Annotated in this window: 20 protein-coding genes and 1 tRNA gene; 2 read left to right on the forward strand and 19 right to left on the reverse strand. The window is 47.2% G+C overall.

Annotated features, from left to right (window positions below):
• Positions 1-23 precede the first annotated feature (23 nt).
• The 6 genes from BLR32_RS15070 to BLR32_RS15095 form a co-directional block, all read right to left on the reverse strand.
• Positions 24-1,073, reverse strand: coding sequence for a FecR family protein (locus tag BLR32_RS15070; RefSeq protein WP_089833164.1), 1,050 nt, complete (start codon positions 1,071-1,073; stop codon positions 24-26).
• A gap of 93 nt (positions 1,074-1,166) precedes the next feature.
• Complete coding sequence (locus tag BLR32_RS15075; protein WP_089833166.1) at positions 1,167-1,781, reverse strand: RNA polymerase sigma factor; 615 nt, start codon at positions 1,779-1,781, stop codon at positions 1,167-1,169.
• 113 nt (positions 1,782-1,894) lie between these two features.
• Positions 1,895-3,220: an APC family permease gene (locus tag BLR32_RS15080; protein WP_089833168.1), complete on the reverse strand. Its 1,326-nt coding sequence runs from the start codon at positions 3,218-3,220 to the stop codon at positions 1,895-1,897.
• Between the two features lie 204 nt (positions 3,221-3,424).
• Positions 3,425-4,111 (reverse strand): dihydrofolate reductase family protein, encoded by a 687-nt coding sequence (locus BLR32_RS15085; protein ID WP_089833170.1) that lies wholly within the window; start codon positions 4,109-4,111, stop codon positions 3,425-3,427.
• A gap of 95 nt (positions 4,112-4,206) precedes the next feature.
• Positions 4,207-7,635 carry a PA14 domain-containing protein gene (locus tag BLR32_RS15090; protein ID WP_089833172.1) on the reverse strand — a complete coding sequence of 1,143 codons (3,429 nt, stop codon included), beginning with the start codon at positions 7,633-7,635 and terminating at the stop codon, positions 4,207-4,209.
• A gap of 232 nt (positions 7,636-7,867) precedes the next feature.
• Positions 7,868-8,335, reverse strand: coding sequence for an ankyrin repeat domain-containing protein (locus tag BLR32_RS15095; RefSeq protein WP_089833174.1), 468 nt, complete (start codon positions 8,333-8,335; stop codon positions 7,868-7,870).
• 215 nt (positions 8,336-8,550) lie between these two features.
• Here BLR32_RS15095 and BLR32_RS15100 point away from each other — a divergent pair, with 215 nt between their 5' ends.
• Positions 8,551-10,029: a catalase gene (locus BLR32_RS15100; RefSeq protein ID WP_089833176.1), complete on the forward strand. Its 1,479-nt coding sequence runs from the start codon at positions 8,551-8,553 to the stop codon at positions 10,027-10,029.
• Positions 10,030-10,102: 73 nt separating this feature from the next.
• On the opposite strand, the gene BLR32_RS15105 is transcribed toward BLR32_RS15100, so the two are convergent.
• Both BLR32_RS15105 and BLR32_RS15110 read right to left on the reverse strand, forming a co-directional pair.
• Entirely contained in the window at positions 10,103-11,041 is a 939-nt protein-coding gene (locus BLR32_RS15105; RefSeq protein ID WP_089833178.1) for a hydrogen peroxide-inducible genes activator, read from the reverse strand.
• Positions 11,042-11,056: 15 nt separating this feature from the next.
• Complete coding sequence (locus tag BLR32_RS15110) at positions 11,057-11,548, reverse strand: ankyrin repeat domain-containing protein (RefSeq protein ID WP_089833180.1); 492 nt, start codon at positions 11,546-11,548, stop codon at positions 11,057-11,059.
• A 243-nt stretch (positions 11,549-11,791) separates the two neighbouring features.
• On the opposite strand from BLR32_RS15110, the gene BLR32_RS34030 reads away from it, so the two are divergent.
• Positions 11,792-11,865: transfer RNA gene (locus BLR32_RS34030), tRNA-Cys, on the forward strand.
• Positions 11,866-11,868: 3 nt separating this feature from the next.
• On the opposite strand, the gene BLR32_RS15120 is transcribed toward BLR32_RS34030, so the two are convergent.
• The 11 genes from BLR32_RS15120 to nuoF form a co-directional block, all read right to left on the reverse strand.
• Positions 11,869-12,978: a leucine-rich repeat domain-containing protein gene (locus BLR32_RS15120; RefSeq protein ID WP_089833182.1), complete on the reverse strand. Its 1,110-nt coding sequence runs from the start codon at positions 12,976-12,978 to the stop codon at positions 11,869-11,871.
• A gap of 39 nt (positions 12,979-13,017) precedes the next feature.
• Positions 13,018-14,475: an SDR family NAD(P)-dependent oxidoreductase gene (locus tag BLR32_RS15125; RefSeq protein WP_089833184.1), complete on the reverse strand. Its 1,458-nt coding sequence runs from the start codon at positions 14,473-14,475 to the stop codon at positions 13,018-13,020.
• A 286-nt stretch (positions 14,476-14,761) separates the two neighbouring features.
• Entirely contained in the window at positions 14,762-16,201 is a 1,440-nt protein-coding gene (locus tag BLR32_RS15130) for an NADH-quinone oxidoreductase subunit N (protein ID WP_089833186.1), read from the reverse strand.
• Positions 16,194-17,663, reverse strand: a complete 1,470-nt coding sequence (locus tag BLR32_RS15135; RefSeq protein ID WP_089833188.1) for a complex I subunit 4 family protein — start codon at positions 17,661-17,663, stop codon at positions 16,194-16,196. Before BLR32_RS15135 ends, BLR32_RS15130 begins: the two co-directional genes overlap by 8 nt.
• Positions 17,660-19,549: an NADH-quinone oxidoreductase subunit L gene (gene nuoL, locus BLR32_RS15140; protein WP_089833190.1), complete on the reverse strand. Its 1,890-nt coding sequence runs from the start codon at positions 19,547-19,549 to the stop codon at positions 17,660-17,662. The genes BLR32_RS15135 and nuoL overlap by 4 nt, the downstream gene beginning before the upstream one ends.
• Positions 19,550-19,556: 7 nt before the next feature.
• Positions 19,557-19,865: an NADH-quinone oxidoreductase subunit NuoK gene (gene nuoK, locus BLR32_RS15145; protein ID WP_089833192.1), complete on the reverse strand. Its 309-nt coding sequence runs from the start codon at positions 19,863-19,865 to the stop codon at positions 19,557-19,559.
• Positions 19,865-20,398: an NADH-quinone oxidoreductase subunit J gene (nuoJ, locus tag BLR32_RS15150; RefSeq protein ID WP_089833194.1), complete on the reverse strand. Its 534-nt coding sequence runs from the start codon at positions 20,396-20,398 to the stop codon at positions 19,865-19,867. Before nuoJ ends, nuoK begins: the two co-directional genes overlap by 1 nt.
• Before the next feature lie 12 nt (positions 20,399-20,410).
• Positions 20,411-20,926, reverse strand: coding sequence for an NADH-quinone oxidoreductase subunit NuoI (nuoI, locus tag BLR32_RS15155; protein WP_089833196.1), 516 nt, complete (start codon positions 20,924-20,926; stop codon positions 20,411-20,413).
• Positions 20,927-20,951: 25 nt separating this feature from the next.
• Entirely contained in the window at positions 20,952-21,908 is a 957-nt protein-coding gene (nuoH, locus tag BLR32_RS15160; RefSeq protein ID WP_089833198.1) for an NADH-quinone oxidoreductase subunit NuoH, read from the reverse strand.
• Entirely contained in the window at positions 21,905-24,616 is a 2,712-nt protein-coding gene (gene nuoG / locus BLR32_RS15165; protein WP_089833199.1) for an NADH-quinone oxidoreductase subunit NuoG, read from the reverse strand. The genes nuoH and nuoG overlap by 4 nt, the downstream gene beginning before the upstream one ends.
• Positions 24,617-24,643: 27 nt before the next feature.
• On the reverse strand, positions 24,644-25,921 hold the full coding sequence (nuoF, locus tag BLR32_RS15170) for an NADH-quinone oxidoreductase subunit NuoF (protein ID WP_089834174.1): 1,278 nt from the start codon (positions 25,919-25,921) through the stop codon (positions 24,644-24,646).

Raw genomic sequence — 25,921 nt, forward strand, 5'->3', positions numbered from 1 at the left:
TTTGGTTAATAAAAATCAGGGTATCAGTTTTCCCCTACGTGGTTTGTATCATCGCGTTTGCTAAAGCGTACGTTAAAAGCTTTTTCAAACTGCATTAACATAGTGTCTGCATTGTAAATGATGGGCATGGATCCGGAAACACTGTACCGCAATACCCTGGGATCTTTTACTGTAACATGCCTGTCAAATACCTGCTGCATAAATAGTATAGCGTCAGCAACAGTATATTCATCCATTACTAATTGTCCACGTGTCCAGGCAGTTACCTTTTCTGCATCGGTTTTGCTTTTGGAATATTCCCCATCTGTTTTGTCATAGCGGAGTATTTCTCCCGGTCTGAGGTATAGTTGTGTAGTTTGTTGTCCCTGTTGCTCTGTGATATTCAGTTTGATACTTCCTTCCTGTAATACGACTGCAATCTTATTTCCAAAGTTGTTGACATTAAATCTTGTGCCCAGCACTTCTACAGAGAGATGATCATACGTATGTACAATAAAACTCCTGTTGTCTTCCTTATGCTTTACGTGGAACCAGGCTTCACCATCCAGCCATACTTCTCTTACAAGCGGTTCCTTTTGGGTGTAGAGCAGGCGCGAACCGGCATTCAGTAATACTTCAGAGCTGTCGGGCAACAGCAGTCTTTTGGTTTGTCCGGGTTGCGTGGCTACACTGGCGGTAACAGTGCGAAATGGCGGTGTTCTCATGAACAGCCAGAGCATGCCCAGGAACGCAAACAGTAAAACGGCTGCGGCATATTTCCAGGAGAAGATCCTGCTGAAGCGGCTCACTGCCGGGACAGGAGCAGGGGTAGGACTGGCTATATCATCCGCAGCAATACTGTCCCATATGTTCTCCCATAGTTGTTCTTTCTGTGCGGCCGTCATCAGGTAGTCCCGGAAATGAATGGACCTTACCAGCTGAATAGCCATATTTACGGCTTCCTTTTTCTCGGGATGTAGTTTCAGCCAGGTATCCCAATAGTAGGTATTCTTTACATCCGGCCGCAGCACCCACTCCTGGAAATATTCATCCAGGGCAAAGTCACGGGCGGTATATAAATGATACTGCTGCAAATGTTCGCTTTTATATAAAGAGACAGGGGTGAAGTGAATCTCATCACTTTCGGATAACTTTTTTTAAAATTATTTTCAGGGGGATAGAAGGGTTTATTTCCCGGGCTGTAATAAAAGGAGTAAGACCGCAGGCGGCAGCGTCTTTTTGAGTACGCTAATGGCTTTGGAGATGATATTATAGACGGAGTCGACCTTCATGGACATCATATCCGCTACTTCCTGGTAGGATAGCTCATGAAAGAAGCGGAGGTAAATGGCTTCCCTTTGTCGGCGGGGCAGAGCATTGAGAGCGGCATGCAGTTGTTTTACCTGTTCCTGTACTTTTTCATCCTGTATGATGGCATGTTCCCGGCTGGGGATCAGTTCAAAATCGAAGGGGATCTCTGTTGTTTCCGCCCTGAAACGGCGGTCTCTTTCCAGAGTACGTAAGAGGCGGCGGCGCAGGCTGCTGAGGAGGTAATAACGGATGTTGAGCAGCTGGGCTGCCAGGTGTTCCCTGCTTTGCCAGAGGTCATGAAATAGTTCCTGGAGGCAATCCCTGACCAGTTCTTCATCACCGCAAAGATGGACGCCATAATGGTAGAGATTGTCCACCTGCTCCTGGTAGATCCGGGCAAAGGCATCCCGGCTACCTTGCCGGAAGCTATTCCAAAGCTCTTCCTGGGGAGATACTGTATGGGAAGCAGTGATAGTTTGTACCGCTTTCATGCTGGTCTGCGTTGGTTGACGTAATAGGCTGGCTGTATAAAAGTAATCAATTTAGAAGATTTACAACCTGTTTCCTGGAAAGTGTCTGACTGACCAACCGGGTGTTATAACAGTTACAACATCCTTTTCTGCAGTCTTGATTTAATGATGTAAACAACGATGCCTGCCATTGTCACAGTAGCCCCTGCCAGCATCATGTGCAGGCCGGTCGAAATGAAAATGCCAATCCAGATCATGATAGCGAGGATCACAGGAAGGGGATATAAAGGCATATGCCACTTGAAGAAGTTCCTTCCCTGTCTTCTGCTGAGTAGTATCAAACCCACTGCCTGGGCAATGAACTGTATCATGATACGCATGGCAAGGATCGCGCTGATAACTTCTTTGATCTTGAATAATAGGCTGAATATAAAGGCTACTGCTCCCAGGAAAAGCAGTGATACATAGGGGAAGTTCTTGGTAGGGTGGAGACGTGCAAATACTTTAAAGAAAGCACCATCCTGCGCCGCAGCATAAGGAATACGGCTATATCCCAGTGTTGCTGAGAATACAGAGGCGAAAGCTACCCAGAGGATTAAGATAGTAGCCACTTTGGCAGCCGTGGCTCCTCCCAGTACTTCTATGAATTCACTTACTACAAAGGGGCTGTGTTCTACTCTGTCAAACGGTAATACAGAGGCCACACTGATATTCATGCACAGGTACAACACTGTTATACCCGCAATAGAAATGAGCATACTGCGGGGAATGTTCTTTTCCGGTTGTCTGATCTCTCCGCCCAGGTGACAAACATTATAATAACCAAGGTAACTGTAGATGGTCTTCACGCTAGCAAAGCCCAGTGCTGCTGCAAATGCGGAGTTGAGCTCCAGGCCATCGTTAATATGTTTAATAGGCTCGAAGAAGTGGCCATGTGTAATACCTCCGCTGATGATCCAGACCATAGTAACGAGTACGCCCATCCACAGCAGTACACTGATCCTGCCGATGGTCTCGATATTGCGGTACAGCAGGAAAACAATCAGCAGCACCATACCACCACTCACCGCCTTTGTGCCCCAGAAACCTAAAGGAAAGATATAACCGGCATATTGTGCAAAGCCGATAGCCGCAGAAGCGATGACAAGCGGCGCCTGGATCATGGTCTGCCATACGAAGAGAAAACTCATCAACTTTCCTGTTTTAGGACCAAAGCCCTCTTTCAGGAAGTTATAACTACCACCTGCTTTGGGAAAAGTAGCTCCCAGCTCACTCCATACCATAGCATCGATGAATGACAGCACCGCTCCGGCTATCCAGGCATAGAGGAAGCCCGGACCGTGCATGGTTTCAGCCACTACGCTCAATACTATAAAGGGGCCTATGCCCACCATATCTGTCATATTAATAGCAGTAGCCTGTAACAGACTAATGCGCCGGGATAGTTCTGGTTGCTTCATTGAGGTGCAAAAATAAATATTTTGTAGCGCAGTGCAGCATATTTATTGAAATCTATCAATGTTTGGTAAGATCCTGGTCCCGGCACATAGATGGTGAATGATCCCAGGCTGAAACAGAATAAAAGCTATAATCAGGCATGTTGGCCAGATAGTAAAAGGCCGCCCCGGAGATTTGGGGCGGCTTTCTTGTTTTTATAGTTGTGTTTATCTGACGACTTTGTATTTCATCCACACCACATCATCTGTCATCTGCTGCAGGTGGATCAGTTTAAGATGTTTGTATGGAATATTTTCAACGGTAGGAAGTCCGGTGTCATTGAAAGTAGCGGTATCTGAACCATCTGCAATGGGATAATACAGGATGCTGAATTCATCTATCAGTCCGGCTGCATGGAATGAACCATTAATGCCACCGCCGCCTTCCAGCATTATTTTATTGATGTTGAAATGTTGTTGCAGCTTTGTGAGGATCAGGGACAGATCAACCGCTGTTGCGCCGCCAAACAGATAGGAAATATCTTTTGACTGCAGGTATCCCAGGTATTCAGGAGAAACCTTTTCTGTTAGTACAACGATCAGGCGATCGCCATCCAGATCATTGGAATCCCATCCAAGTTTACCCGATGCATCGAGTGCTATTACATAGGAGTCTGCCTGTGCGTCAGCAATAAAATCTGTCTTATCGGGTATCGTTTCAAAGCCAGATAAGTCGGGCAGCTCAGCAGCAAAATGTTGCTCCATTGTTACTCTTCCACAGAACCACGCATCAGCGTTTTCATGTTTCCCTCCTGTCTGTTCATACAACTCAACTCCTTTGAACGGCTTCCAGTTTTCTGTAATGATCCTGCCGTCAATTGAGCATAACATGTGACAAATAACGTGTGGTTTCATATTACTCAGTATTGTAGGTCACAAATATGAGACAATTGACGAACAGGATCTAATGAAAAACAAACTATAACTTACTAATTTCAAAGATAGCAGCGTTACTCTGCGCTCTTCACCAGGTGTTTGCTTGTCTTTATACCGTTAATGTCGAGCTGAATAAGATACACGCCCGGACGCAGCTGTGCGGTGTTGATCTCCTGTCCGGAATAAATGATCCTGGTGGGTGTTACCTGTCGCCCTAATGCATCATAGATGATCATGCGGGCTTGTTTGGCGCCGAACTTCAATCTGACATGAGAAGTGGCGGGATTGGGGTAAAGAACAATGTCTTTTCCTGTAGCCGTTTTCTCATAGGCAGTGGCTATACTGCTGTTAGCAAGGGATAACGGAGTGGCATACAGCTGATTCTTCGGTATGATCTCCTTACCCTGTGAAGCACTCGACCAGGATAGTTTACAGTTGGCTCCGCCGTTGTTTTCAAAGTATTCCAGTTTGATATCATACTGTTGACCTGCTGTTAATGTAATAGTGCCGGAGTATTCAATATCCCAGTCATCCAGCCATTTATCAATGACCAGTTGATTGTTGACCCATAAACGTCTGCCATTATCGCTGGTAATGTAGAAGGTGTACTGACCTGAATATCTTGGTTCTACTTTGCCTGTCCAGCGTACCGTATAACCGTTCGTGTTGACACCTGCGCCCGGTGAACCTTCACCCCAGTCAAAGTTGATGGTGGGATCAAGACGGGAGAATACAAAGGTCTCGAAGTTCATGCCATTGTAGTAATTGCCTGTAAGGCCAGTACCATTGCCAACAGGAGGAACAGACAGTAACTGCCATCTGCCTGAAAGCTGACCAGTACCTGTATGCTGCACCACTTTTGCTTCCGGCGCAGTGCTTTCGTTCAGGATGGAGAGTACTTTCCCGCTCAGTACAGAAATGAATTTGTAATAACCGCTATCTGCCTGTACAGCGATGAACTGCTGATTGCTGGCTTCCTGGTTGGTCCATTGCCAGAGACTGACATCCTCATTCAGGCTGGATTGTGGAATATCCAGGCATTTGGCGCTGTGGTAGGCAGTAACAGTATAACGACCATCACCAAGGTGTTTCAACGTGAATGTCTGGTTAGCGGCGCCTGTACCATGCCATAGCTGAATGGGAGTGCCATCACCGGTACCACCTATACCACCACGCACATCGAGAAACAAACCACTGTTTACGTTTTTAATGGTGTAAGAACCTGCCAGGTTGGGATTACCATTAGCCAGTACTTTAATAGAGCTGGCTTTATCATTCCAGGTACTACCCAGATTGGCGCTCGAGGATGTTAATACAATAGAATCACCGGCAAAGTTCTCATGCTCAAACAGGATCACCTTGTAACCTTCAGCAACCTTCAGAGAGGAGATCTCGTCATTCTGCACACCTTTCAGTTCAAGTCCGGCCAGTTTGTAAGCACCAATAGGAAGGCCCGCATGGAAGCCGCCATATTGCGCATGCTCATAAACAGTTACGGGGCCATTACTCGTATCAGGTCTGCTGTAGAGTTGTGACCTTGGAATGATCTGCCGCGATTGGGAAGCGCTTTCCCATTGCAGGTGACAGAAAGCATCACCATTGCCTTCGCCATACTGCAGCTCAATGTTGTATTTCTGACCGGCGGTTAATGTAATAGTGCCACTGCGGGTATAGGCGCCCTGTGTTTCAAAGTCGTTGATGATAGGCTGACCATTTACAGTGAGCTTTACGCCATCGTCTGAGTATACGTAGAAAGTATATGATTCGGAATATAGAGGTTGTACCTGACCAGACCATTTTACAGAGAACTGGTTATTACCCAGCTGCGCCTGATTGGGAGAACCTATCCCCCAGTCAAAGTCAACGTTACCATCGGTCTGCTGATACTTTAAGTTGTCGAGATGATAACCGCTATAGTATTCCGCTTTCAGGCCATTGCCGGTTCCAACAGGTAAGCCTTTCAGGTTCTTACGGATCAGCCAGACAAATTCATCAGGTGCTACTACGCGTACATTGGGTCCGAGTTTACTGATACACTCCTGTACATCATCTACATCTCTTGACCAGATATGCACGGAAACAAGGCTGTAGCCATCTGCTGAATTGATATTGGTAGATGCCTGGTTCAGCTGATTGGCCAGCGATTGCGGGGAAGAGAGCGTGCCCCATAATGTATATCTGCCACCGATGGATGGCTTGTCTTTATACCAGTCAATTTGTCCGTGCCGGCCGGTATAATTGGCGCCATAGCTGTAATAAAATAAGGCGTCAATGTTGTCCTGTTTCAGGTAAGCACCTGGATCGTTATCACTGTCGTCTGCATCGATGATGTTGACAATACGGAGATCGGCCTGTTTCATATACTTATTCAGTAGTGTAGCCTCAGTTTCCAGATCTGCATTAGGATAACGTCCCGGGAAATAGTAGCTTCTTCCGGATGGACCGGCTATCAGTACATTCCTGCCATCGGGTGTGGTCAGGCAGTTCTCTACATATTTCTCATATACCACTGGCGCCAGTTCAGAGAGGGAAGGAGAGATGGTCCAGCCCAGATTGACATGTGCACGGGCGGGATTGTTCCAGTTGTTGATATTGTCGTGAGAACCTAAGAGCCATTGCACATTATCTCCATCGGTAATCACAAAACAAACAGTGTGTACGCCGGTCTTCACTTCAAAAGGCTTGATGGGATCTTTCTGTTTGAAGGTCTTCGACTTTGCAGGAATGTTGCTCAGTGCCGACATATTGGGCGCCCAGTCAGATGGGAGGATGCTCATAGATTTCAGTGAGAGCTGCTCCACTGTTTCATATTCTGCTGGTCCCCAGCCGAAGAAGGTTGCACCTTTGTTCATGCGGTTATATACACTGGTAGCCAGTGCGCCGGATGGGGAGCTATCCCAGAACTGAAATGCTTTTGTGTAAGCGCTGTAGTCTGCCAGGGAAAATACGCGGTCGTCAGAGCTCTGTTGGTAAGAAGCGATCTTCTGACTGAAGAGATTACCATAGTTGGCTAATGCCCAGGCTTCATCCCTGGCGCGTACGTCGAGCAGGAGCGTCAGACCAGCGTTGATGGCCGTCTGCTCAATGTCCGCAGGAATAGCAATGGCATTCATTACACCTGCCAGTGAGATCGCCACATTGGTTGATTTGTCTTTCTGATTGCACAGGATATAACCTGACAACCTGTTGGCAAAGCGGTTGAGCATTCCGGGAAAATTGGTGTAGTACGTGTCATTGATCTTTACACCGGCGTTTTCCACCAATGTACGGTGACCGGAGATGTCTCTGAGAATAGCGGGTTTTGTTTGTGCAAGAACGCCCATCAGGGTCTGCAGGGCAACCTTTTCGGAAGGTGCATAATTTTCAGATGTAAGATACAATGTGTCGGGTATGGCTGAAAGTGGAAACGGGCTTCCCGATACCCTTGGTACCTGCGCCTGTACCTGGGTAAACAGTACGGGTATCCATACAGCAAGAAGTGTGTAAAAGATTTTCTTTTTCATGATGGAATTGATTTGGTTACATGAGTACTTGTACGTGAAATGGAATGTATGTAAGTGGAGGGTTCAGATAGTTTTCAGCTATTACGAGCTACAGAGCGGGTTACACGCATTAAATATAATAACTGGGGCGATTATTTCATAGTGTTAAATAATCTTTATCAGCGGCATGCAGTGATGGGGTTTGGGAGCTCATTAATGGCCTTGTAAAAGAGGCTGATACGCACTGGTTATATCAGCCTTTTACTGTTATAAAACGTTTCCTGGTTGTTGATATCATCCGGGCAAATAAACCTGTTATTAACCTGATCCTGGCCATGATCTTTTTCTTAAGAGGATTAGCGCCGTTATTGAGTAGGAGGTCTATGATGTCATTATGCCCGAAAGTGGCTGCATAGGTCAGGGCGGTTGAACCAGACTCTGTTTCTGTGCCGACAGCAGCGCCTTTTTTCAATAACAGTTTTACGATTTCAATATGTCCCTTGAAGCAGGCGCCCATTAAAGCAGTTTGCCCCAGGTTGTCTTTCAGTTCCGTATCAGCGCCCGCCTTCAGCAGGAAATCTACAGCATTGCTGTGATTGTAATAAGCAGCAATGATCAGCGGAGTAGAGCCTCTGCTATCTCTTGCATTCAGGTGCCCATCTGCTATGTATGCTTTCAGGAGTGAAGTATCGTTTGTTCTTGCTGCTTCAAATATATCCATCGTGATAAGTGTTTGTGCAAAAATATTTAATCACTCCGGCTGCAGATACTGAATAGAATAATATCATAGGCAATAGATTTCATCTATGGATGTCGCGATCTCAGAAGATGCTTTGATAGCTATCATCTATAGGTCATCTTATTTCCTTATTCTCTTCTCTGGTGATATGCGCAGGGATACTTTTGTATCCATCAATCAACAAAAAAATACGCTTTATGAGTCAACAGAACCGTCACTTAACCACACGACAGGGACACCCGGTACATAACAACCAAAGCATGCGTACTTTGGGTAACCGCGGACCAGCCGTTTTAGAGAATTATCAGTTCCTTGAAAAGATCGCTCATTTCGACCGTGAACGTGTGCCCGAAAGGGTAGTGCATGCCCGTGGTACAGGTGCACATGGTGTATTCGAAGCCTACGGAACAGTGGGCGATGAACCTATTGCAAAATACACACGGGCAAAATTGTTCCAGGAGAAAGGCAAACAAACACCGGTATTTGTTCGTTTCTCAACAGTGATCCACGGTGGTCATTCTCCGGAAACATTAAGAGATCCCAGAGGTTTTGCAGTGAAGTTTTATACAGAAGATGGTATATGGGATTTGGTAGGTAACAACCTGAAAGTTTTCTTCATCCGTGATGCGATCAAGTTCCCTGATTTTATTCATGCACTGAAACCTGATCCTGTTCACAATCGTCAGGATGGCGGCCGCGTGATGGACTTCTTCAGTAATTCTCCTGAAGTAATGCATATGATCACCTGGGTGTTTTCTCCATGGGGCATTCCGGCTAACTACCGCCAGATGCAGGGATCAGGTGTTAATACTTATAAATGGGTGAATAAGGCCGGAGAAGCGGTGCTCGTGAAATACCACTGGGAACCACTGGCAGGTATTAAAAATCTGACGCAGCAGGAAGCGAAACAGATACAGGCAGAGAACTTCAATCACGCCACCCAGGACCTCTATGACGCTATTGCGGCAGGTAATTATCCGCAATGGGAACTGTTTGTGCAGATCATGAGTGATGACGAACATCCGGAGCTGGACTTCGATCCCCTGGACGATACCAAGATCTGGCCAAAAGAACAATTCCCATGGTTGCCGGTGGGTAAAATGACCTTGAACAGGAATCCGCAGAATTACTTTGCAGAAGTGGAGCAGTCAGCTTTTGGTCCGGGTGTACTGGTGGATGGTCTTGACTTCTCTGATGACAAAATGCTGATCGGCCGTACCTTCTCTTATTCAGATACACAGCGTTATCGTGTAGGACCGAACTATCTGCAGTTGCCTATCAATGCTGCTAAAAATCATGTAGGCACTAATCAACGCGATGGTAGTATGACGTATAAAGTAGATCTTCCTGATGGCGCTAATCCGCATGTGAATTATGAGCCGTCCAGCCTGAATGGACTGGTGGAAGCACCTCAGACAGAGGTAGTATATGAACCGACATATGCAGCAGCTAAGATAGTGCGTCAGAGTATTGACCGCACCAATAACTATCAACAGGCGGGTGAGCGTTACAGATCATTTGAAGAATGGGAACGTCAGGACCTGATCAATAATCTGGTAGATACGCTAGTAGCGGCTACGCCGGCTATTCAGCAAACAATGGTGGAGCATTTTTATAAATGTGATGAGGATTATGGACGCAGCATAGAAGAAGGCTTGAAGAAAGCTGGTAAATAAGGATTTGTGCAGCACGCGCAATTATAGGGATAGGCTACGAGAAAAAGCCCGGTGTAAAACCGGGCCTTTCTTTTTATATAGCTTCAATTAATTCTTTCCTGTTCTTTGTTTTTAGTTTTTGTGGTACACTGGCCAGTATCTCCATTTTCAGTGCTTCTATCATTTTGCGTTTTACAAAATTCTTGGGAGTGATAAGACCTATCTCACGGGCAGGCTCGGGATACTGAAAATACCTGAGTTTTTCACGCTGTTGATCCGTCAGCTCAGTTAATGCCAGTTCCGGCAGAATGGTAGCGCCATTGTTCTCATCTACCATGCGCTTCAGTGTTTCTATACTTCCGGTATTGTATTCATAGTGCTGGGAACCTTTGGTCGTTTTGCGGCGCTGACAGATATTCAGCACCTGGTCGCGCATACAATGCCCATCGTTCAGGATCCATAGTTCTTCGATATTGATATCTGAGGGCTTCAGTTTTTTCTTTTTGGACAGCTGACTATCCTCAGAAACATACGCGACAAAATTCTCATAGAACAAAGGCGTTTCGGTGAACTGTGGTTCATGTATCGGCGTAGATACAATACCACAATCTATATGGCCGAGTTTCAGCTGTTGGGTGATCTGTTCCGTGTTTTGTTCACCCACTATCAGCTTTACACCGGGGTATTTGTTGATGAATTGTGTAATGATCTTGGGAACAATATAGGGAGCTACAGTAGGAATGATCCCGACCTTCAGTTCTCCGCTCAGTTCCTTGTTCCTGTCTGTCACCAGGTCCTGTATCTTCTGGTATTCTGCTAAGAGCACCCTTGCCTGCATGATGATTTCGGCGCCGATCTCTGTAGGAACAACAGGTGATTTAGTGCGGTTAAATATTTTAACGCCCAGTAAGTCTTCCAGTTTCTGGATCTGCATACTGAGCGTAGGTTGCGTAACAAAACATTTCTTTGCCGCTACATTAAAGCTGCGGTAGGTGTCTACTGCAACAATATATTCGAACTGTACAATAGTCATACGAAATTTTTATCCTTAAAAAAGATTGCCAAAATGCCCCCAGCGGTTAGTGGCAGCTACCAGTGTCTCATACCCCGATGCATTTCCCTGTAGCAATGCATAGTCGATCGGATTTTTTCCAAACCTGTCTTTTTTAAGAGGGGAGGCCCCATGAACAAGTAACAAGGAGATGATATCGTTATGACCGAAAGTAGCGGCAAAGGTCAGTGCAGTAGCGCCGTTGCCATTTTCGGTGTGTACAGAGGCACCGTTTTCGAGTAATAGCTTAGCGGCTTCGACATAACCTTTAAAACAAACTCCCATCAGGGCGGTATTGCCCATACTGTCCTGTAATTCGGTATCTGCGCCTGCCTGGAGCAGAGCAGCTATTGCGGCTGTATTGTTGTAATAGGTAGCTAAAATGAGAGGAGTTGACCCCCTGGCGTCTCTTTCATTTATCTGTCCCTCTTTCAGCAATTCGTTCAATGCTGTTACATTATCTGTGCGTGCTGCTTCAAAGATATCCATGGTCTGGCTGGTTTAAATCAGGCCCAATATTAGAGAAACCAGCTGGAAAATGGCCAGGGATAAGATAATATCATAGCCCATAGATGAAATCTATAGGCTATGATATTATTAATGGAAATAATTTAAATAGCTGAATTATTATATATTTGCGCCCGTAATGGCGGGGTAGTTTAACGTGGAAGAACGCCCGCTTGCCAGGCAGGAGATATAAGTTCGAGGCTTATCGTCGCCATTACACTTCATGGAGGGTAATTTAACTGGAAAAATATCAGTTTGCAAAACTGAAAATGCGTTCGGTTCGAGCCCCGCTCCTCCTCAACTTATCTATAGACACTTTTTATAGCTTTGCTATCAGGGTGTATGTGATAAGCCGGTCTTTCCGGAAAGCCATCCATTTTGATCGTATTTACCCCTCTTCTTTCCATTTCTTTTTTCAATATCACTTTATTTTCTTCCGGAAGATTGGTCCTTGTAAGATCAATGTTTTCTAGCTGCGTCTGTTCCGTAACATATTCAGTCAGCAGTTCTGCTGATGCAGGGGCCAATTGATTGGCCTTAGCTCCTAAAGCCCGTGTAGAGGGGGCATAACCAAGATCAAGGCTTTTGATGCTTTTATTCGTTTTCAGCGCAGTAAACAGGCGTTGCATGCCTTTATCGGCAATACCGCAACTAGCCAGGCTCAGGTCCTGCAAGGTGGTATTGCTGCTTAATGCCGGCGCCAGTGCAGCCACACCTTCATCGCCAATGTTGTTTACACTCAGGTACAGGGACTTCATATGGCTGTTGCGGAGCAGCATATCATTTACATGTTTCATGGTGCTGGTAGTCAGGTAGTTTCCGCTGAGATAGAGCCTTTCTATGGTGTCATTCTCTGCAAGGAATTGCAGTAGTGTATGTAATTCTTCACCTACGCAGGTATTGACAAGATCAAGCGTGCGGATGTGTTTATTTTTTGACAACAGCTGCATAAGTGATGCTACACTTTCTCCACCGATCGGGTTCCTTTTGAACCAGATGCTTTTTACACTTTGGTTTTCTTCCAATGCTTCGCAGATAGCTTTACTGCCTGTATGTTCAATATAATTGCAGCCCAGGTAGACGGTTTCAATAGTACTGTTTGTCTTCAGCAAATCTGCTACTGCCATAGCCCCGGGATCACCAAAGGCATTAGTCCCCAGTAGTATATGTTTTATGACCGTATTGGTCTTTAATGCGGCTGTCACCAGTTCAATACCTTCCACACCTAGTTTCTGTTTACACATATCCAGGCGGCCGTCTGCCGTAACGGTGCCAACGGGGAAAGCCTTGTCTGTAGCCGGCAGCGGCTCATTGCCTGACAGAGAGTCAATAACTGGTTGCAGCTCCTGTCTGGAGAAGGGGAAGGTAGTCACTACGTTATCAACCGGACAAATTACCTGTGCTGTCTGCATATAAATGGATCTCTTGTTTTTATAGTTATTAGTGTTGGGTTACCACGCGTGTGGCAGATAGTCTTTGAGAAAATGGCCGAACAATGGCAGTTCAGGTAAGGATATACCTCTCGCTATGGGATCATATATCCTTGCCATACCGTCTGTTTCATCCAGCGGAGGTACGAAGCTTTCTTCTTCATACAGGCGTTCTTTTTTAGGATGGGGATTCTCCTGGGTGATCCAGCCGGTATCCACGCTGTTCATGAATATCTGGTCCTGCGCGTACTCCTGTGCAGATGTTCTGGTCATCATATTCAGGGCCGCTTTGGCCATGTTTGTATGAGGGTGGAACGGCGTTTTGGAGTCACGGTTAAATTGTCCTTCCATGGCTGAAACGTTGATGATAAATCGCCTTTCAAAGGGAGATTGTTTCATCATCTCTTTCAGCTGACTATTAAGCATGAAAGGTGCTGTGACATTCACCAGCTGCGTTTCCAGCATCTCTCCGGGATGTATGTCCTGGAGGAGTGTGCTCCAGCTATTGCTTGTTCTCAGGTCCACCTGCTGCCTGTCCTTATCATAGCGGTTTTCCGGAAACGCTGTTGCTGTTTCATGTGGCAGTAGCTGTTGTTCATAATTGCCAGTCAGGAACTGAAAAGGCGTTGAGAAAGCGAGGCATTGTCTTACGGCTTCCGGCAGCATATCCACATTGCTTTCTTCAAATTCAAACAGGTGCCGGTAAAAGGCTACCGGTCGTTTGATAGTTTGGGCGGCATTATTTATGAGGATGTCCAGGTGCTTTTCCTGTGTTTGCAGGTATTGTATAAAGCTATTTAACTGAGACAGGTTACGCAGATCCAGGGCTACTATTTTCAGCCGATGGCTCCAGGCGGAGAAGTCTGCTTCCTGGCTAAACCGCATGGCACAGTCTTTTGCAAAGCGGGTAGTTACCCATACTTTGGCGCCATCCCGTAACATACGCAAGGCAGTGAGATAGCCTATTTTTATCCGTCCTCCGGTGATCAGTGCAATTCTGCCTTCCAGGTTGGCCTGCTGATTTCTACGGGTATAATTGGTATCAGCACAGGTAGGGCAGAGCATATGATAAAAGAAATGCACCTGCTTGTACGGTGTTTTGCAGATATAGCATCGCTGGTATTTATTAAGTTCCAGCGGCTCGTTGATATCGGGTACATGCTCCGAATCAGGTAACTCGTATTTGCGATGCATGGTGGTGCGTGCCAGTACTACCTGCTTATCGTATTGTTTCAGTAAGCTTTGTCGCCGGGATAACTTTTGTACCTTTTTTAACGACAGGAGATGTGTTGATACGACAGGCGTGTCCAGTATTGCTTCAGCAGCCTGTTGTTTGTTATCTTTTTTGGCCCGCTTATAGAGTTTGGTTACCAACCCTTTCAGGCTCAGGGTGTCCAGTGATTTATCAGGATCCCGGGATAACACCTGCAATACCTTAATACACGTATCCCACTCTTCTTTTGTGAAATCATTCTTCATAGGAAGGGATCTTTAGAGGGATAAAATTATAAAATATATATCTATCTAAAGAACTTGTCTGGAACGCTGCTATTCAATAAAGGTTCTTCCATCGTGGATCGTGTATAATCCGCGATGGAAGTGGATTGAAAACCAGTGCGTTAGTTAGGTGTCTGGCAGTTGCATAAGGGGAAGGAGTTTACCGATATCTACAATGAGATAGTTACATCAGGTATATAGTGGGGATTGCTTTTTTGAGGTCACAACTTGTGACCTCAAACTGTCAGATTCATGTGTGTTATATGATCTAATGTAGCATCAGGAACGTGCGTATGCCCTGCAACGTAACACTCGGGAATATCCCCAGCCAGCATATCAGCCCAGCCATGATCACCAGCGTGATATAAGTAGATATATGGAAGAACGGATGTACCGGCTTAGGTATCGCCTCGGCAGATACAGTTGTAGAGAACAGGGAATTAATGACACGCAGATAGTAATACAACCCGATCACACTGCTCAGTACCAGCACTATCAATGGTAACCAGACAGCCTGGTGTACACCGGTAGACAGTACAAAGAACTTCGCCAGAAAACCGGCTGTCAGTGGAATGCCTGCAAGAGACAGCAACGAGATAGCCAGTACAGTGGCGATGATAGGCCTTTTCCATATCAGGCCATCATATGTATGCAGCTCTTCCGCTTCATGTTGCCTGGAAGATAGGAGGATAATCACCCCAAAGGCGGATAATAAGGTAATAGAATAAGCCGCCAGGTAAAAAATAGCGGCTTCAGTCCCGGCATCGTTGCCCGGAAGGAATGCCACGAGCAGATAGCCGAAATGCGCAATAGATGAATAGGCCAGCAGGCGTTTCAGATTACGTTGTTGCAGCGCCAGTATATTGCCCGTTACCATAGAGGCAATAGCAATAACAGAGAAGATAGTGACAGCTAACGGATACTGCTGCAGATGAATGCTCTGTGCAAAACGGAGTAACATGGCAAAGGTGCCTATCTTGGAAATGGTGGCAATGAATGCAGTAACAGGAGAAGGGGACCCCTGATAAACATCTGCCGCCCACAGATGGAATGGCACCAGGGCCAGTTTAAAGCCGATAGCGACGATAATAGTACCCAGTCCCATCAGGAATAAAGGCGTTGATCCTACTGTTTTCAATTGCTCCGCAATACCGGAGAATTTCATACTACCTGTTTCCATGTAGATGAGTGCCATCCCAAACAGCAGGAAGGCGGAAGAAAGCGCTGCCAGTACAAGATACTTCATGCCTGCTTCCACTGCATTGTTCCTGTTGCGCAGGTAAGCAATCAATGCATACAGGCTTACACTCAGTAATTCGAGTCCGATGAACAGAGAGATGAAATGCTGGCTGATGGTCAGTATCGCGGCTCCCAGCGTGGCAAGGAAAAGGAGTATATAATATTCTTTCGGGTTCTCTTCCCGTTCTTCAAAATAGATATATGAAAACAGCCCGATTACCAGCACCGAGAAAATGATCAGACCCGTGAATACTGCTGCCTGCCCATCTACGATAAAAAGTGGTGGTATCTCTTGTGGCAGTGTATCCCTGACATACCAGGTGGCAAAGACAACCAGGCACATCATCAGGAAGCCTACCACCTGAATAACAGTATGGCTTAAGCGGAAAGCGATCAGCAATATAACAACGACGGATGCCATTGCCAGCACAATGAAAGGAAGCAGGGCTGAAAGTTGTAGCTCATTCATGGAGTAACGGATGAATAGTAGATAAATGTTGCACGGTATTGATAACAGGTTGCGGGAATAGTCCCAGGGCCACTATACTGATGCTCAGCGCGGCCATAATAACCAGTTCCCTGGCACTGATGTCTTTTACAGGCTCTGTAAAGTGCTGTTGGCCCATGAAGACTTTCTGCAGCATACGCAGGGAATATATCGCTGAGAGGATCAGACCCAATGTGGCAATGATGCTGAATACCGGATAATTCACAAATGCTCCCAGTAGCACAAAGAATTCAGCAATAAAGTTGCCAAGTGCCGGCAGGCCGGCAGATGCCATGGTAAACAGTATCGCAATGCCTCCCATACCTGACATAGATGTCCACATGCCTCCCATACGATCTATGTCTCTGGTATGCAGTCTTTCCTTCAGCATGCCTGCCATGACGAAGAGAGCGCCTGTACTGAGACCATGTGTCAGGATCTGCATCACGACTCCCTGCATGGCGATATTATTGAAGGAGAAAACACCTACCAGCACAAAACCCATATGACTCACAGAAGTATATGCGATCAGGCGTTTGAGATCAGTTTGCGAAAAGGCCAGCAGCGCGCCGTAGATAATGCCTGCTACGCCGAACAGTATCATAATGGGTGCGATGTCTACAGCACTTTCCGGGAAGAGTGGTAGTACAAAACGGATGATACCGTAAGCACCTGTCTTCAGTAATAAACCGGCCAGTACAAGACTACCTGCTGTAGGCGCTTCTCCATGTGCATCCGGCAGCCAGTTATGGAAAGGTACTACGGGCAGTTTAATGGCAAATGCAATGAGGAATCCGAGCATAATCCATTTCGCTACGCCCGGAACCATCGTGGTATGCAGCAGGCTGAAATAGTCGAAAGTATATTTGCCTGTCTGGTCGCCGTGAATGAAGTATAAAGCCAGTATAGACAACAGCATCAGCAAACTGCCTACCTGTGTAAAAATGAAAAACTTATAACCTGCATACCGGCGGCGGGCATCCCCCCACAAGATGATGAGGAAATACATGGGTATCAGCATTATTTCCCAACAGAAATAAAACAGTATCATATCCATGGCAACGAATACCCCACTGATACCTGCCAGCGTCCATAAGAGGTTAAAGAAATAGAACCCCGTTTTTTCCTTAATCTCCTTCCATGAACAGAGTACGGCCAGGATGCCGAGGAAAAAGGTAAGGAGCAGCAGTACATGGCTGAACCCATCCATGGCTACATGGAAGCTGATACCTAATGCCGGTATCCAGTTTGCCTGGTGATTGATATACCAGGAAGTATTATCCGGGAAGGCCTGGTAGACGCTAAAGAGCCAGCATGTGATCAGTAGATCAACCGTAACGGCAAGCAGGGCAATCCACTTTGCCAGCAAGGGCGAGGTTCGTGCCACCAGCCAGCTTACGATGCCTCCTGCCAGTAATATGCATATCATCCATATCAGTATCATAACAGTAATTGTAAGGTGATGATAAACAGGATACCTATCAGCACACCCGTTACATACCATCGCAGGGAACCATTCTGGGATACAGAAAAGATCCTGTTGAGATAGAGATTCGCATTAGCGATGGCAGTGTATAGTTTATCGGATACATCAGATTTATTAATGCCGGTAATGAACATGAAAGGTCTTACCAGCAACATATCATAAAGCTGGTCGAATTTCCAGCCTTTGTACAGGAAATGCCGTACGTTCATCAGGCCATCAGATTGCTTCCAGCGCATGAGCAGTTCGCTTTGTCCGTAGTACAAGACATAGCCGGTATAGATGCCGAGCAGGGATACTACTACGGCGATGAACTGAAACACTATTTCATGCGGCAGGTCACCCTTCATGATTGTGGTAGGTAAGGCCTGTTGTACCAACTCAGAGAAAAGGGAAACGTGCATAATATTGTGCGGCCATTCTATCCATCCAACGGCTACTGAGAAGAACGCCAGTATGACCAATGGAATGGTCATTGCGTTGCCCGGAAGATGCCCCGGTGTTGTTTTCATCTCTCCCCAGAAAACGACCAGTATCAGCCTTGTGGAATAGAATGCAGTGATGAACGCACCCATCAATGCTAATGCCCAGAGTACAGGATGGCCGCCATTGGCACTCCAGGCATACCAGAGGATCTGATCTTTACTAAAGAATCCTGCAGTCACCAGTGGCAATGCGGCTAATGCTGCTGCGCCTATTGTAAACGTATAAAAGATGACAGGCATTTTCTTTCTAAGTCCCCCCATTTTAAAGATGTCGTGTTCATGGTGCAGCGTTTCAATAACCGCACCTGCGGCAAGGAATAAGAGGGCTTTAAAGAAGGCATGTGTGAAAAAGTGAAAGATGGCAGCGCTCCAGGCGCCTACACCCAACGCCAGGAACATATACCCGATCTGGCTGATGGTAGAATAGGCGAGTATCCTCTTAATATCTGTCTGCACCATGGCACTGCAACCTGCAATGAACAGTGTGACCGCTCCTATGATAGCTGTAACCTGCATGGCAATAGGGGAGAGTTCAAACAAGGTATGCATCCTTGCGATGAGATAAACACCTGCTGTGACCATGGTAGCCGCATGGATCAATGCGCTAACAGGCGAAGGACCCGCCATTGCATCGGGCAACCATGTCTGGAGTGGGAGTTGTGCGGATTTGCCTATTCCTCCCGAGAGTAGTAATAACGCGATCAGTGTAATGGTGTGAGCACCACTGCTGAATTGCTGGGGCGCCTTTGCCAGTATATCAGGGATATATAGCGTACCCAGTTCTTTGAAAAGCAGAAAGAGACCGATTATCATAGCAGTATCACCGATACGGGTGATTACAAAGGCTTTATTCGCCGCCCGGTAATTGGCGGGTGTTTCATACCAGAAGCCGATGAGCAGGTAACTACATAACCCCACGCCTTCCCAACCGAGGTACATCAATACCAGGTTGTCGGCCATTACCAATGTCAGCATAGCGCAGACGAAGAGGTTCATGCTGGCAAAGAAGCGGGCATAGTCCCTGTCCTCACGCATGAAAGCAATAGAGTAAATATGGATCAGGGCTCCTATGAATGTAATGATGCAGATGAAGACAAGCGACAATGCGTCCATACGCAGACTGACATCTGCTGATAAGTGGCCTGTCACAAACCAATGCCATAATACCTGCCTGTAGGCGCCCGTTGCCGGTGGGGATTGCAGAAAACTGGCACTGGTAATAAGCGCAATGAGTGCGGACACGCAGATACTGCCGGCCCCGATACCTGCAATGAGGTTGCGGGACAGCCGTTTCCCCGCCATTGATAACACCAGGAAACCCAACAAGGGCAGGGCAGGTATCAGATACAGGTAGTGTTGCATATAAAACTTAATCTTTTAGTTCTTTGAGTTCTTCAACATCCAGCGTCTTATGCTGATGCTGGATCTGTAATACCAGCGCCAGTGCAACAGATACTTCTGCTGCTGCCATGGCCAGGATGAACAGGTACATCACTTGTCCGTCAGGCTGCTGCCACCTGGATCCTGCTGCTACAAAGGCCAGTCCGGCGGCATTGAGCATGATCTCAATAGAGAGCAACATGAAGATGATGTTCTTCCTTGTGAGTACGCCTGCCAGTCCCAATACAAACAGGATAGCGGCGACTATTAAGACTGTATGTGCGTGAAGCGTTGACATCAGTTCAGGTTTGGATATGTTTGAAGGAACCTGTGCAGGCTCTTTTTCTTGTGTTTACCGATATGTGCGGCCCCTACGATGCCCGTCATCAGCAGGAATCCTACCAGCTCTACCGCAATGATATATTCCCCGTACAGCGATAAGGATACCTGTTTCGGTGTGACTACCGCAGCAGGCATACCTGTAGGATCGTCCTGCAACAACAGTACTGCCATCTCTGCCAGCAACACCAGCGAGAGTATTGAGGGGCCAAGCCATGCCCGCAATTGCAGCCATTCCTTTTCCTGTTGGGCGGTCTGCTTACCAAGGTTCAGCATCATCACCACAAAGATGAAAAGCACCACAATAGCGCCTGCGTAAACGATCACCTGCAATGCTGCTGCAAAGGGTGCTCCCAGCGAAAGGAATGTTACCGCGAGCGCCAGGAAAGACACTACCAGGTACAACAGCGCGTGGATGGGCTGATACCGCGTGATCACCATGATAGTAGACAGGATTGCAATGAATGACGATATATAGAAGACCAGAGACATATCCTTATATTTTCAGGGTAATAAGCTTTTGATATCTACCGGGGTTTCTTCATCTTTCCCCTTGCCTTTTTCCTTCACACCTGCATCGAGACCCGCCACGTTATAGAAGTTATAACCGGGATATTTCCCTTCGCTGTTGATCAGCAGGTCTTCCTTTTCATACACCAGGTCCTGGCGTTTGTATTCCGCCATTTCAAAGTCAGGGATGAGCTGGATGGCATACGTAGGACATGCTTCTTCACAGTATCCGCAGAAGATGCAACGGGAAAAATTAATGCGGAAGAATTCGGGGTATCTGCGACCCTCTTCATTTTCTGTTGCCTGCAGGGCGATACAATCCACCGGGCATGCAGCAGCACACAGATAACAACCTACACAGCGTTCACCGCCATCAGGATCTTTTGTGAGCACGATACGTCCTCTCCATCGTGGATACAGCGGCACCTTTTCTTCCGGATATTGTATTGTGGCCTTTTTCATGAAGAGGTGCCGGAAGACCAACCACATTGTACGCAGATGACTAATCATTATTATAAGTTTTATGTTACGTCATTTAAGATTTCAGCCAGAGTGCAATTGCACCGGTAACCAGCAAATTGAGTAATACCAGCGGCAACAGCAGTTTCCAACCGTACCCCATCAGCTGATCATACCTGGGGCGTGGCAATGAAGCGCGCATCAGGATGAAAATGCCAATGAAGAAAAATGTTTTCAGGAAGAACCATACCACCGGAGGCAGGAACGCTGGTCCCAGCCATCCACCGAAAAACAAGGTGACCGTCATCGCAGAGATCAATGAAATGCCCAGGTACTCGCCGATAAAGAACATACCGAATTTCATTCCTGAGTATTCCGAGTGGAATCCCGCTATCAGTTCACTCTCTGCTTCCGGTATATCAAAAGGTAGGCGATGTGTTTCAGCGAGGCCGGCGATAAAGAATATAACGAAGCCGACAGGTTGTGTCACAATAAACCACATGTCCTTCTGTGCAGCAACAATGTCTCCCAGGTTGAACGACTTACTCAGCATCACAACTCCCATCAGGGAAAGCCCCATGAACACCTCATAGGCGATCATCTGTGAAGCGCCACGCAATGCACCGAGCAGCGAATATTTATTGTTGGAAGCCCATCCGCCCAGCACGATGCTATACACACCCAATGACGACATAGCAAGGAAGAACATCAGGCCAACATTCAGATCGGCTACCACGATGCCTGGTGCAAAAGGTATGATGGCAAGCCCCATCAACACACTGGCCACGACGATAGCAGGAGCGAGGATGAATACCCATTTATCTGCAAAAGGAGGGATCCAGTCTTCTTTAAAGAAGAGCTTCAGCGTATCGGCCAGTACAATGAACAGTCCGAGCGGACCTGCACGATTAGGGCCTAACCTGTCCTGCCACAAAGCCAGTAGTCTGCGTTCTACCCAGATGAGCCCCGCAGCGATATTCAGGAATACAAAGAGTACGCCTAATACGATCCATATGTGTTGCATTACAGTCATACAGTTACAGTTGAGTGGTTGATCCATGCACCCCAGCTGAGTGCTTCCATACCTGTCAGTCCTGCAGGCACCAGCATAATGCCGTCAGGTAATGATTCATTGATAGAAAGCGGGAGTGCGTATGTTTTTCCATCGCTTTTTACGCTGACAGTATCCCCGTTCTTTAACTGGGCCTGTTCCGCATCGCGTTTGGATAATGAGACATAAGGCTCGGGAGATTGTGAAGCAATTCCTTTTGTGTATACGCTTAATTCGCCGGAACCAAAGAGATGATACTGTGGTAGCAGCATCCATTTGCCAACACGGGGCGTAAATGCATCGGGAATGTCTTTGGAGAATACAGGCGGTGTCGTGGTCTGTTCAAATAGTCTGACGCCGGGATCTCCTCCTTTCAATGCACCACCAGCTTCTTCCTGGTACTTGGTTACAGACTGGCCGGAGTTCCATCCGGGCGCCCAGAAGAAAGGGATAAGGGGAGAAGGCGGCAACCCCCTGTATCCTTCCATTGTATATGACAGCGATGAGTCGTCGTCCTGTAGCGGTTTAGGCTCGCTTACCGTCATGTTGGCCAGCATAGCTGTACGACCGCTATAGCGGTGTGATTCGCGGGGAATACGGGCGCCATGTATACGGAAGTCGTGTGGCGGCGCTACCCGGGATACACCTGCAAATTGCGGGTACTTATTTTCCAATGCCACCAACAGATCTTCCATATGTTTTGCATGGCCATTGGAGACAGTATTCAGCAATGCTTTGACGTCAGCGAGCCATTTGAAGCTTTCCCTGATCTCACTGTTTGCCGGCATGAACACCTGGCTACTGCGTTGTGCACGGGCTTCATTATTTACGAAAGTACCATCAGCCTCGGCGAATGTAGCAGCGGGAATCAGTACATGCGCTTTCTCTGTTGTGCGGTTGTGTAAGGTGTCGAGAACGACGATATGTTTACACTTGCTGAAGAAGGCGTCTACCTTGGCCGCTGGAATACTACGGTAAAGATCGTTTTCCAGGATGATAGCGGTAACATTGTTTGCAGCGCGTTGTATATTGGCGACTGCCCTGTCGAAAGACGACGCACGCATCATAGCGAGCCCCATGCTGTTACAGTCCTGCATAACAAATGCCAGCCCTGCTTTCTTTTCATTGATGTGAAGCGCCGCAGCAATATCAAATGCAGCCCTGATCAGCGCATTGTTCCAGCAGGAGGTGCCCGCAATGATCACAGGATGTTTAGCTTCCTGCAGGGCTTTACTGATGTCAGCAGCTTTGGCAAGGAGCTCTTCGCCTGCATGGGGAACCTCAGGTAGTGAAGGATTAAGTATATGGGCAATGGCAAAACCCAGTCTTGCCATATCATCCGGCGCGGCCTTCATGGTAGCGGAGGATATCTCGTCAAGCGGTGAAGGAAGCATGGTCACGTTGGCCAGGAATCCTTTGTCGTCCTGCACCAGTTCTTTGATAGCCGCATCATGCCAGGTGGGAATGGGTAGTTGTTCAGTAGTATGTGTGGCAGCTGTCTTCATGACCGACTGCCGTACCGCCAGCGCCATAATAGGAGCCGTATTCCAGATGTCTTCACCTAGTACCAGCACAGCATCTGCCTGTTCAATCTCGTGCAGGGAAGGCGTGTGTATACAACCTGCCTGCAAGATGTCCACTATCTTCTGTTCAACATATACCAGGTCGTCTGGTACACCCTGATAAAAGTTTTCTTTACCTACCAGTTCCATGAGGGCATAGTTACTCTCAAGAGACGCTCTTGGGGAGCCGATGCCGATCAGGGTATGTCCGCTTACCAATGTACGCATGTATTGCAGTACCGTGTCATGTCCTGCGGCCTCTATTGCCTGATTGCGGATGAGTGGCTGTGTGATACGGTTTTCGCTGTTGACAAATTCATATCCGAAACGTCCTTTGTCGCACAGAAAATAGCCGTTCACTTCATGGTTATACCTGTTTACAACATTGCGTAGCTGTCCGTAACGCTCGCCGGCAATGGTATTACAGCCAAGACTGCAATGCTGGCAAACGGAAGGTGCATTGGTGAGATCCCATTTGCGGGTATAATGTTCTTTTAAAGTCTTATCTGTAAATACACCTGTAGGGCATACTTCCACCAGGTTGCCACTGAAGGGACTTTCCAGTACACCGTCTTTTTCTCTGCCGAAATAAACATGATTATGCGCGGCGAACACATTGAGGTCTTTTCCTCCTGCATAATCGTGGTAAAAACGCACGCAGCGGTAACACTGGATGCAGCGGTTCATTTCATGATTGATGAGAGGACCCAGGTATTGATTGGGATAGGTGCGCTTTTTGAAATGATAGTGCCGGTAGTTGTGGCCTGACATTACCGTCATATCCTGAAGATGGCAGCAGCCGCCTTCATCGCATACGGGACAGTCATGCGGGTGATTGGTCATGAGCCATGCCACGACCTGTGAACGGAAAGTCTTCGCTGTTTCATCTTCGACAGAAATACGCATTCCGTCTTTTACACCTTCCATACAACTCATGACCAGACGACCACGGGTGTCTTCTTCATCTTTAAAGACCTTTATTGCACATTGGCGGCAGGCGCCAACACTGCCCATGGCGGGATGCCAGCAGAAGTAGGGCAGATCAATTCCGAGGCTCAAACAGGCTTCCAGCAGATTCTTACCTGCTTTTACATCGAAGGGTTTGTTATCAATATAAATTGTAGGCATGTGGAGATGTATTTATACTATTCTTCGTCAGTCATACGGACATTTTTTATGCTCAATATGTTTTTCAAAATCATCACGGAAATATTTCAATGCACTCTGCAATGGTTCCATCGCGCCGGGCGCTAATGCGCAGAAAGTATTGCCGGGGCCAAGGAGTTGCGTATGCATGTTCAGTAGTTCGAGATCTTCCGGTGTACCTTCTCCTTTTTCGAGAGATAGCAAGATCTTTTCCACCCAGGGCAGGCCTTCCCGGCAGGGCGTACACCATCCGCAGCTTTCCTGTGCGAAGAAGTGCTGCAGGTTATGTACGAAACCAACAGGGCAGGTGCCGCTATCCATTACGATCATGGTACCTGTGCCTAAGCGACTGCCTGCGGCTGCAACAGATTTGTAATCCATTTTGATGTCGAGGTGCTGTGTAGTGAGAAAGTCAGTAGAAGCGCCACCGGGTAATGCGCCTTTCAACTCAAATCCATTTTTCATACCACCGGCATGTTCTTCGATCAGCTCGCGCATGGTAACACCCATGGGTAGCTCCCATGTGCCGGGTCGTTTTACTTTGCCACTTACGCCATATAGTTTGGTGCCGCCATCGTCACTGTAGCTGAGGCCTTTGAACCAATCAGCGCCATTGTTGACAATATGGGGCACACAGCAAAGTGTTTCCACATTATTCACGATAGTGGGTTTGCCAAACAAACCGCTGATCTGCGGAAAGGGCGGTTTAGCCCTTGGTGTGGCGCGTTTCCCTTCCAATGCGTTCAGCAGGGCAGTTTCTTCTCCACACATATAGCGGCCTACACCGGTATGCAGGTGCATGTCCAGGTGGAAACCACTCCCCAGGATATCCCTGCCAAGGTAACCGGCATCATATGCTTCCTGGATGCTTTTCCGGATAAGGTCTGCCGCCTTGTGATATGCCCAGCGTAAGAACACATAGGAGATTTCTGCCTGGATGGCGTAAGCGGCCAGGATCATGCCTTCTATCAGCTGATGTGGATTACCTTCCAGCAACAGTCTGTCTTTGAAAGTACCCGGCTCCATTTCGTCGGCGTTGGCAACAAGATATTTGGGATGAGGCGCCTGGTCGCCCATAGGCACAAGGCTCCATTTAATGCCGGTGTTAAAGCCGGCGCCACCGCGTCCTTTCAGGTTACTGTCCTGTACCAGCTTCTGTAGTGCAGCTGGCGACATACCTCCTCCACATACCTTGCGCACGGCAGCGTATCCGCCCGTCATTTCATATTCTTTCAGGTTAAGCGGCGGGCGATCGGGATGAATGTTCCTGGTAAGCGGGCGTTCCAT

Origin of the sequence: Chitinophaga filiformis (assembly GCF_900102545.1) — a bacterium.
Classification (GTDB): Bacteria; Bacteroidota; Bacteroidia; order Chitinophagales; family Chitinophagaceae; genus Chitinophaga; species Chitinophaga filiformis.